Here is a 974-nt window from a genome sequence, read left to right as displayed (position 1 = left end):
CGGCGAACGTCACCGCCGTGCACCCGGTGTTCACGCACTTGAACCGGCGCACCGTCAAGGCGAGCACCGTCTGGACACCGCCGAGTGCGATGTCGGCCAACCGCCGGACGTAGCGGCCGTGCACCCGAGCAGAGGCGTGCCCACAGCGCGGGCACTTCCCTTCCTCTGCTCGAACTCGAGCGCGCAGCGTGACCACGTTCGCCACCCGCTCGACCACGTCCACGACGATGCCGGCCAGGTGCGGGAGAAGATCTTCAATGCACGCCGAGCATGATCAGCTATCGAACCGCTCCGCGGGACCATCCCCGCGTGCGCGGGGAGCACTCTCGTTGACCTGGGCATTTAGCGGCTGCCGAGGCCGTTTTGAAGCACTTTCATGGAATCGGACATTGCGGACTCCCGTACGGGCCGGGTGAATGGAGGCAGCCCATCCCGTCAGTCGCTGGAGGGCTTAGCGAGAGTCTTGCATGCCGACAGTTGTGCGCACGTATTTGGCACGATCACCCGCCAACGATCAGCTACAGCCGTACAGCACCGGACACATCAAGAAGCCCTTAACTGGCGTTCTCGCTGGTCAAGGGCGCTTTGCTGCTGGTCGAACCCGGTGCCCCCGGCAGGATTCGAACCTGCGGCACCCGCTTTAGGAGAGTGGTAGTCATACGGCTGGTTCACGTGCTCTGACCTGGGCAGAAGCTTCGTCCTGCCCTCACCGTCTCAAAGATCATCCCGCGCATGTCCCTTGTCATCCTCTTGCGCGAAGCGGTTGGGACCAACCTGGTCGTCTTCCGGATCTGGGGTAGCCGCATACCCCTGTCATCGGGCTCCAGAAGGCCGGTCTTCACAATGGTGAGCTTCCCCCTGTTCTCCGGACACTTGACCTGAGGTCACCCTTGATCATCAGGAAGGATGTCCTTCATGCCCGCACCACACCCGCCAGAGTTCCGGCGTCGCGCGGTCGAGCTCGCGCGCCAAGG

At 63.4% G+C, this 974-nt stretch carries 1 protein-coding gene; it reads right to left on the bottom strand.

Going from position 1 to position 974, the window contains the following annotated elements:
- Window positions 1-217, bottom strand: a 217-nt coding sequence (locus EJK15_RS69585; protein ID WP_138720969.1) for a transposase family protein, incomplete at its 3' end; no start/stop codon positions are given.
- Window positions 218-974: the final 757 nt, after the last annotated feature.

Source organism: Nonomuraea basaltis (assembly GCF_005893125.1).
In the GTDB taxonomy this organism is placed as follows: domain Bacteria; phylum Actinomycetota; class Actinomycetes; order Streptosporangiales; family Streptosporangiaceae; genus Nonomuraea; species Nonomuraea basaltis.
The sequence above is the reverse complement of the archived record's forward strand: the minus strand, read 5'-3'. Positions and strand labels throughout refer to the sequence as shown.